Below are 7,662 nucleotides of genomic sequence, written 5' to 3' on the forward strand. Positions count from 1 at the left end.
CCCACGCAGGTCCTAGGCTCCATGCATGAGCCATCCCGCACCCGCCGGCAGCCGGCGCGCCTCCATGGGAGGCATGCCCGGGCGCGGCGTCGCGAGCCGGGACGAGGAGGCGCAGCGCGCCCTCAACGCCGAGGCGCCGGACATCCCGGACCTGTGGCCGCGCGTGGTGGCGCTGTTCCGGCCGTACCGCAGCGCCCTCCTGCTGACGGCGGCGCTGGTCATCGCGAGCGCGGGCGCGACGGTGGTCCCGCCCCTCATCGTCGAGCGCATCTTCGATCGCGCGCTCTTCCCGCCGGACGGGGACCCGCAGCTGCGGCTGCTTGCGGAGCTCGTGACGGTGATGATCGCGATCTACATCGTGACGGCCGGCCTCCAGGTGTGGCAGACCTACCTCACGGCCTCGGTGGGCAACCGCGTCACCGGCGACCTGCGCGAGCGCCTGTTCGCGCGCCTCCAGTCGATGGAGCTCGCGTTCTTCACGCGCACCAAGACGGGAGTGATCCAGTCGCGTCTGCAGAACGACGTGGGCGGTGTCTCGGGCGTGCTCACGACGTTCGTGTCGAGCATCGTCGGCAACACCGTGACGGTCCTCGCGAGCCTCGTCGCCATGGTGCTGCTCGACTGGCGGCTCACCATCCTCGCCGTCATCCTCATGCCCGCGCTGGTCGCGGTCCAGCGGCGCGTGGGACGGGTGCGCGCCCGCATCGCCTCGCGTACGCAGGAGTCGCTGTCGGAGCTCACGGCGATCACGCAGGAGACGCTGTCGGTGAGCGGCATCCTCCTGTCGAAGGTCTACAACCGTCAGCGGCTCGAGACCGACCGCTTCCGCGCGGAGAACGCGACCCAGATCCGCCTGCAGGTGCAGCAGGCGATGACCGGCCAATGGTTCTTCGGCCTCGTCACCATCGTGATGTCGTCGGTGCCGGCCGTGATCTACCTGGCCGCGGGCGTGCTCATCGACCACGGCTCGAGCGTGCTCACGGCGGGCACCGTGGTCGCGTTCACGGCGGTCCAGTCGCGCCTGCTCTTCCCGCTGATGGCGCTCATGCGCGTCGCGCTCGAGGTGCAGACGTCGCGCGCGCTGTTCGCGCGCATCTTCGAGTACCTGGACCTCGAGCCCGCGATCCAGGACGCGGACGATGCGGTGGGGGTCGAGGACGCGCCCGGACCCCTGGGCGCGGTCGAGTTCCGCGACGTCGAGTTCCGCTACCCGGGCTCGCGGGACGATGCGCGGCCCACGCTCGACGGGGTGTCCTTCCGCGTCGAGCCGGGCACCACGCACGCGTTCGTGGGCCCCTCGGGCGCGGGCAAGACCACGATCGTCTACCTCGCCGCGCGCCTGCACGAGGCGACGGGCGGCGCCGTGATGTTCGCGGGCGAGGACGTCCGGCGGCTGCGCCACGAGTCGGTGGTCGACCACGTCGGGGTCGTCTCGCAGGAGACCTACCTGTTCCACGCGACCATCGCGGAGAACCTCCGGTACGCGAGGCCCGACGCGACCGACGCCGAGCTCGAGCAGGCGTGCCGGGACGCGAGCATCCACGAGGCCATCGAGTCCTTCGAGCACGGCTACGACACCGTGGTCGGCGAGCGTGGCTACCGTCTGTCGGGCGGCGAGAAGCAGCGGATCGCGATCGCGCGCGTGCTGCTCAAGGACCCGCCGGTGCTGCTGCTCGACGAGGCGACCAGCGCGCTCGACACCGTCTCCGAGCGCGTGGTGCAGTCCGCGCTCGACCGCGCGGCGCAGGGGCGCACCACGCTGGTGGTCGCGCATCGGCTGTCGACCATCGCGCGTGCGGACGTGATCCACGTGGTCGAGCAGGGGCGCATCGTCGAGACGGGCACGCACGCGGAGCTGCTCGCGCGGGGCGGGCTCTACGCGAGGCTCGCGGCCCAGCAGGCGGACTAGGGTGGTCGAAGCCCCGCCCGACGCCGAGAGGAGCCTCACGTGAGCGACGACTGGTGGAAGTCCGCCGTGGTCTACCAGGTCTATCCCCGCAGCTTCCAGGACTCCGACGGTGACGGCATCGGCGACCTGCGCGGGATCCTCAGCCGCCTCGACCATCTCGAGTGGCTCGGCGTCGACGTCATCTGGCTGTCGCCCATCTACGCGTCGCCGCAGGCGGACAACGGCTACGACATCTCGGACTACGAGGCGATCGACCCGACGTTCGGCACGCTCGACGACTTCGACGCGCTGCTCACCGCGGCGCATGCGCGCGGCATCAAGATCGTCATGGACCTGGTGGTGAACCACACCTCCGACGAGCACCCCTGGTTCCTGGAGTCGCGGTCCTCGAAGCGCAGCCCCAAGCGCGACTGGTACTGGTGGCGGCCGCCTCGCGACGGCTTCGAGCCGGGCGCCCCGGGTGCGGAGCCGACCAACTGGCGCGCGTTCTTCTCGGGTTCCACGTGGGCCTTCGACGAGGAGTCGGGCGAGTACTTCCTCCACCTCTTCCACCCCAAGCAGCCGGACCTCAACTGGGAGAACCCCGAGGTGCGCCAGGCCGTCTACGCGATGATGAACCGCTGGCTCGACCGCGGCGTCGACGGCTTCCGCATGGACGTCATCAACCTCATCTCGAAGGTGCTGCCGCTGCGCGACGGCGAGCCGCTGCCCGGTGGGCTCGGCAACGGCTTCCCGCTCTACGCATGCGGTCCGCGCAACCACGAGTTCCTCCAGGAGATGCACCGCGAGGTCTTCGCGGGCCGCGAGGGCCGCTTCCTCACGGTCGGGGAGACGCCCGGCGCGACGGTGGACGATGCGGTGCTGTTCACCGACCCGGCGCGCGCCGAGGTGGACATGGTCTTCCAGTTCGAGCACGTGGACGTCGACCATGGGCCGCTGGGCAAGTTCGACCCGCAACCGCTCGACCTGGTGCGGCTCAAGGCGATCCTGGGGCGCTGGCAGGCCGCGCTGGGGGAGCGGGGCTGGAACTCGCTGTACTGGGACAACCACGATCAGCCGCGGGTCGTCTCCCGCTTCGGGGACGACCGCGACCGGTGGGCCGCGTCCGCCAAGGCGCTCGCGGCCGTGCTCCACCTCATGCGCGGCACGCCGTACGTCTACCAGGGCGAGGAGCTCGGGATGACGAACGCGGGCTTCACGTCGATCGACCAGTACCGCGACATCGAGTCGCTGGGCGCCTACGACGAGCTGCGCGAGATGGACGTGCCCGAGCAGCGGATCCTCGACGGGCTCGCCGCCATGAGCCGCGACAACGCGCGCACGCCCGTCCAGTGGGACGCCTCGCCCCACGCGGGCTTCACCACGGGCACGCCGTGGCTGCCGGTGACGGCGAACCACACGTGGCTCAACGCCGAGGCCCAGCGAACGGACCCGGACTCGGTGGCCGCGTTCTACAAGACCCTCATCGCGTTGCGCCATGACGAGCCCGTGGTGGCCCACGGGTCCTTCGCGATGCTGCTCGCCGAGGACCCGCAGGTGTTCGCCTACCGCCGCGCGCTCGACGGCGCGGTGCTCACGGTCGCGGCCAACCTGTCGGGGGAGGACGCGGTGGCGCGCGTCGACGTCGCCCACGGCTCGCTGGTGCTCCACAACCTGGGCGCGGACGCGACGCCGTACCCGGCCGGTGCGGGGGAGATCCCGCTCAGCCCGTGGGAGGTCAGGGTCTACCTGGCCCGGTAGCCGTCAGTGGGGGTCCTCGCCGGGCCTCGGCGAGGCCGGGCCCGGCAGCGTGCGTCGTCCCGACGTTCCTAGAGGTTGCCGACCGCCACCTCGGCGATCTCCACCGTCGTGTTCGTGACATCGGACGCGTCGGCGGACATGAACGAGACCTGCACGAAGTCGTCGCCGACGCGCATGCCGATGATCGACCCCGCCGCGACCGAGTAGGCGTCGGTCGCGCCCGCGACCTCGACGTCCGCGGTCTCGCCCAGCCACTCCTCGGCAGAGTCGCGCTGCGACGCCATGTCGCCGACGCCCGGCAGCACGAGCACCTGGACGATCGCGAGCGTGTCACCGCTGTGCGTCCAGTTGCACACGTATTGGAGGTCGCTCGACAGGTCCGCGTCGAAGATGCCCTCCTCGAACGTGAGCCCGGTGATCTCCTCGAGGTCGGCGGCGTCGACGAGCGCGCACACGTCCGCGTCCCCGCCCGCGGCGCCGGCGGTCGCCTCGTCCTCCGTCGCCTCGTCGCTCGCGTCGTCCATGGCGTCGCCGTCCGTCGACGCGTCCTCGGGCGTCGCCTCGGTGCCGGTCGCGACCTCGCCGACCGAGGGCGGCGCGTCGTCGTCCCCCGAGCATCCCGCGAGGCCCAGCGCGCATGCGCCGATCAAGGCGACCACCGTCGCCGCCGTCCTGCCCATCCCGGACCCCCTCGCCCGTGTCGCGCTCCCCCTACCGACCGGTCTAGCACCGCGACGGCGCCTCCGCGCGCCGTTCACCGCGGGTTCACACGCGGCATCCGCGGCCGCGGACGCGAGTCGGCCCGGGCACCCTCGAAGGTGCCCGGGCCGACGCGCCGTCAGGAGCCGGTCACCAGATGGAGACGCGCTCCTCGGGGTCGAGCCACAGGGCGTCCTCCGGCGAGACCTCGAAGGCCTCGTACCAGGCGTCCATGTTGCGGACGATGCCGTTCACGCGGAACTCGCTAGGGGAGTGAGGATCCGTGGCGAGGCGCGTCACGAGCGCCTCCGAGCGCACCTTCATCCGCTCGGTGAGCGCGTAGCCGATGAAGAAGCGCTGGACCGCCGTGAGGCCGTCGAGCTCGGGCGCCTCGTCGATGGGGTGCCCGAGGGCGATCTCGTAGGCCTTGAGCGAGATCTCGACGCCCGCGAGGTCGCCGATGTTCTCGCCGACCGTGAGCGCACCGTTGACGTGGTGCGATCCGTCGAGCTGCTTCGGGGAGTAGCCGTCGTACTGCGCGATCAGGCGCTTCGCGCGCTCCATGAACGCCTCGCGGTCCGCCTCGGTCCACCAGTCCTCGAGCGCGCCCGTGCCCGAGTACTTCGAGCCCTGGTCGTCGAAGCCATGGCCGATCTCGTGCCCGATCACCGAGCCGATCCCGCCGTAGTTGACCGCGGCATCGGCCTCCGGGTGGAAGAACGGAGGCTGCAGGATCGCGGCAGGGAACACGATCTCGTTCGCGACGGGAAGGTAGTAGGCGTTGACCGTCTGCGGGGTCATGAGCCACTCGGAGCGGTCGACGGGCTTGCCGATCTTGCCCCACTCCCAGTCCTCCTCGAAGGCGCTCGCGGCGCGCACGTTGCCCACGAGGTCCTCGGGTGAGACCTCGAGCCCGGTGTAGTCGCGCCATGTGTCGGGGTAGCCGATCTTGGGCGTGAACTGACGGAGCTTCTCGAGCGCCTTCTCCTGGGTGCCGGGGGTCATCCAGTCGAGCGACTCGATCGAGACGCGGTACGCCTCGATGAGGTTCTCGACGAGCGCGTCCATCTGCGCCTTGTACTCCGGCGGGAAGTGGCGCGCGACGTACTCCTGGCCCACCAGCTCGCCGACCACGCCCTCGACGAGCCCGACGGCGCGCTTCCAGCGCTCGCGCTGCTCGGTCGCGCCCGACAGCACCGTGCCGTAGAAGTCGAAGTTCGCCTTGGACAGCTCCTCCGTGAGGTAGGCGGCGCGCGAGTTCACGATGCGCCAGCGCAGGTACGCCTTCCACGTGTCGAGCTCGGTCTCGGCCCAGATCTTCGCGAAGGCCGTGAAGTAGCTGGGCTCGCCCACCACGAGCAGGCCGTGCGCGGCCTCGGGCATGCGGATCGCCTCGGCCCAGGCCGCCCACGGGAAGCCAGGCGCGTCCTCGGCGAGGCCCGCGAGCGTGGTCGGGTTGTGCGTGAGCTCCGCCTCGCGCGTCTTGACCACGTCCCAGTGCTCGCGCGCGATCGCGGTCTCGAGCCCCACCACGGTGGACGAGTCGAAGGCCAGCCCCGTCAGCCCTGCCATGCGGTCGACGTGCGCGACGTACTTCTCGCGCGTCTCCGCATGCGCCTCGCCGCGGTAGTAGGCCTCGTCCGGCAGGCCGATGCCCGACTGGCCCAGGTAGACCACGTTGCGGTCGGGGTCGAGCCGGTCAGCGAAGACGTAATAGCCGGCGGCGCCGGACACGCCGTCGCGCTGCAGCTCGCCCATGACGCGGGCGAGCTCCTCGTGGCTCGTGGCGGCCTCGACCCGCTCGAGGTCCGCGGCGAGCGGGCCCACGCCCAGGGCGTTGACGCGGTCGACGTCCATGAAGCTCGCGTACAGCGCACCGATCTGGGAGGTGCGCTCCGCCTCCTCGATGATGACGCGGACCTGCTTCTCGGCCTCGTCGCGCAGCGTGTAGAACGAGCCGTCGGCGGCGCGGTCGCCCGGGATCTCGTGGGTCTCCTCCCACGGGCCGGAGATGTACCGGAAGAAGTCGTCCTGCGCGCGGACGGTGGAGGAGAACTCGGACCTGTCGATGCCTGTGCGAAGCGTCATGTGCTCCACCCTAGGGGCGCGCCCCGACATCGCACGGGGCGTTTCGCTCACGGCGAGGCGCTAGCATCGGCGGCGGAGACCAATGTCTAGGAGCGTGAGCTCCGAAGGGATCGATGAGTCGGTCCTCCGGTGGGCGTGACGCCCGCCCCGCAGGATTTCCGCCAGGCGCACATCCGTGCCGCGGCCCCTGCGCATCCATTCGCCGTCCGGGGCCTGCCTGGCTCGACGAGCGAAGGAGACACCATGCCCATCGACGTGACCTATGCGGACGAGGTCGAGATCCGCGACCACTACCGGCGCATGATCGACGCCTGGGGCGATGCGGCCGCCTATGCCGAGTGCTTCACCCCCGACGCCGACTACATCATCGCGAACGGGATGATCGAGCACGGGTGGAAGGAGATCGTGGACGGCCACGAGATCATCTTCAACGCCTGGGCGCGGGACAGCCGCCTGGTCGGGGTGATCGCCAGCATCCGCTTCATCACCACGGACGTTGCGCTGCTGATCGCGCACGGCCACATCGAGTACCTCGATCACCGGTCGAGCGACGGCAACAAGCGCACCGTCTACTCGTTGGTCGCTCACAGGACCGGCGGACGCTGGCTCTTCGCGGCATATCAGAACACGCCGGTCGGCGGCCGCTGAGGCGTGCCTCGTGCCGTTCCCGTCGGCGGGTCATCGCCGACGGGAACGGCATGTCGGGCGCGCGCCCTCGCGCTGGCACAATGGGCGCCATGCGCCTCCACATCGCCGCGGACCACGCGGGCTTCGAGCTCAAGCAGCACCTCATCGCCCACCTCACCGAGGCCGGCCACGACGTGGTCGACCACGGCGCCCACGAGTACGACGCGCTCGACGACTACCCGCCCATGTGCATCGCCGCCGCCGAGGCCGTGGCCGCGAGCGACGGCGCCGAGCTCGGCATCGTCATCGGAGGATCGGGCAACGGCGAGCAGCTCGCCGCCAACCGCGTCACCGGCATCCGCGCCGCGCTCATCTGGTCGGTCGAGACCGCGAAGCTCGCGCGCCAGCACAACGACGCGCAGATCGGCTCGATCGGCGCGCGCATGCACTCGCTCGACGAGGCCACAGCGATCGCGGACGCGTTCCTCGCGGAGCCGTTCTCGGGCGACGAGCGCCACCAGCGCCGCATCGACCTCATGAAGGACTACGAGGCGCAGCGCTGACCCGCGCCCTGTGAGGTGCGGAGTGCCCAGAATCGC

The 7,662-nt window shown here is 70.9% G+C and carries 6 protein-coding genes; 4 read left to right on the forward strand and 2 right to left on the reverse strand.

Annotation, left to right across the window (positions count from 1 at the left end; genetic code table 11):
* Positions 1-64 precede the first annotated feature (64 nt).
* Both AOM06_RS13385 and AOM06_RS13390 read left to right on the forward strand, forming a co-directional pair.
* Positions 65-1,909, forward strand: coding sequence for an ABC transporter ATP-binding protein (locus AOM06_RS13385; protein ID WP_062307730.1), 1,845 nt, complete (start codon positions 65-67; stop codon positions 1,907-1,909).
* A 39-nt stretch (positions 1,910-1,948) separates the two neighbouring features.
* Positions 1,949-3,649 (forward strand): alpha-glucosidase, encoded by a 1,701-nt coding sequence (locus AOM06_RS13390; protein WP_062307735.1) that lies wholly within the window; start codon positions 1,949-1,951, stop codon positions 3,647-3,649.
* 68 nt (positions 3,650-3,717) lie between these two features.
* Here AOM06_RS13390 and AOM06_RS13395 read toward each other — a convergent pair whose 3' ends face one another.
* On the reverse strand, positions 3,718-4,329 hold the full coding sequence (locus AOM06_RS13395; RefSeq protein WP_062307742.1) for a hypothetical protein: 612 nt from the start codon (positions 4,327-4,329) through the stop codon (positions 3,718-3,720).
* Between the two features lie 169 nt (positions 4,330-4,498).
* On the reverse strand, positions 4,499-6,436 hold the full coding sequence (locus tag AOM06_RS13400) for a M13 family metallopeptidase (protein WP_062307748.1): 1,938 nt from the start codon (positions 6,434-6,436) through the stop codon (positions 4,499-4,501).
* 243 nt (positions 6,437-6,679) lie between these two features.
* Here AOM06_RS13400 and AOM06_RS13405 point away from each other — a divergent pair, with 243 nt between their 5' ends.
* Together AOM06_RS13405 and AOM06_RS13410 are read left to right on the forward strand one after the other, a co-directional pair.
* Complete coding sequence (locus tag AOM06_RS13405; protein ID WP_062307756.1) at positions 6,680-7,084, forward strand: SgcJ/EcaC family oxidoreductase; 405 nt, start codon at positions 6,680-6,682, stop codon at positions 7,082-7,084.
* A gap of 89 nt (positions 7,085-7,173) precedes the next feature.
* Positions 7,174-7,626 carry a ribose-5-phosphate isomerase gene (locus AOM06_RS13410; RefSeq protein WP_062307799.1) on the forward strand — a complete coding sequence of 151 codons (453 nt, stop codon included), beginning with the start codon at positions 7,174-7,176 and terminating at the stop codon, positions 7,624-7,626.
* The last annotated feature ends 36 nt before the right edge of the window (positions 7,627-7,662 follow it).

The sequence above is a fragment of the Demequina subtropica genome, from assembly GCF_000971235.1.
GTDB classification, from domain to species: Bacteria; Actinomycetota; Actinomycetes; order Actinomycetales; family Demequinaceae; genus Demequina; species Demequina subtropica.

Excerpts from the sequence above, each read along its gene's own strand:
- AOM06_RS13385 (WP_062307730.1), top strand. The coding sequence starts at position 65 with ATGGGAGGCATGCCCGGGCGCGGCGTCGCGAGCCGGGACGAGGAGGCG.
- AOM06_RS13410 (WP_062307799.1), top strand. The coding sequence starts at position 7,174 with ATGCGCCTCCACATCGCCGCGGACCACGCGGGCTTCGAGCTCAAGCAG.
- AOM06_RS13395 (WP_062307742.1), bottom strand. The coding sequence starts at position 4,329 with ATGGGCAGGACGGCGGCGACGGTGGTCGCCTTGATCGGCGCATGCGCG.
- AOM06_RS13400 (WP_062307748.1), bottom strand. The coding sequence starts at position 6,436 with ATGACGCTTCGCACAGGCATCGACAGGTCCGAGTTCTCCTCCACCGTC.
- AOM06_RS13405 (WP_062307756.1), top strand. The coding sequence starts at position 6,680 with ATGCCCATCGACGTGACCTATGCGGACGAGGTCGAGATCCGCGACCAC.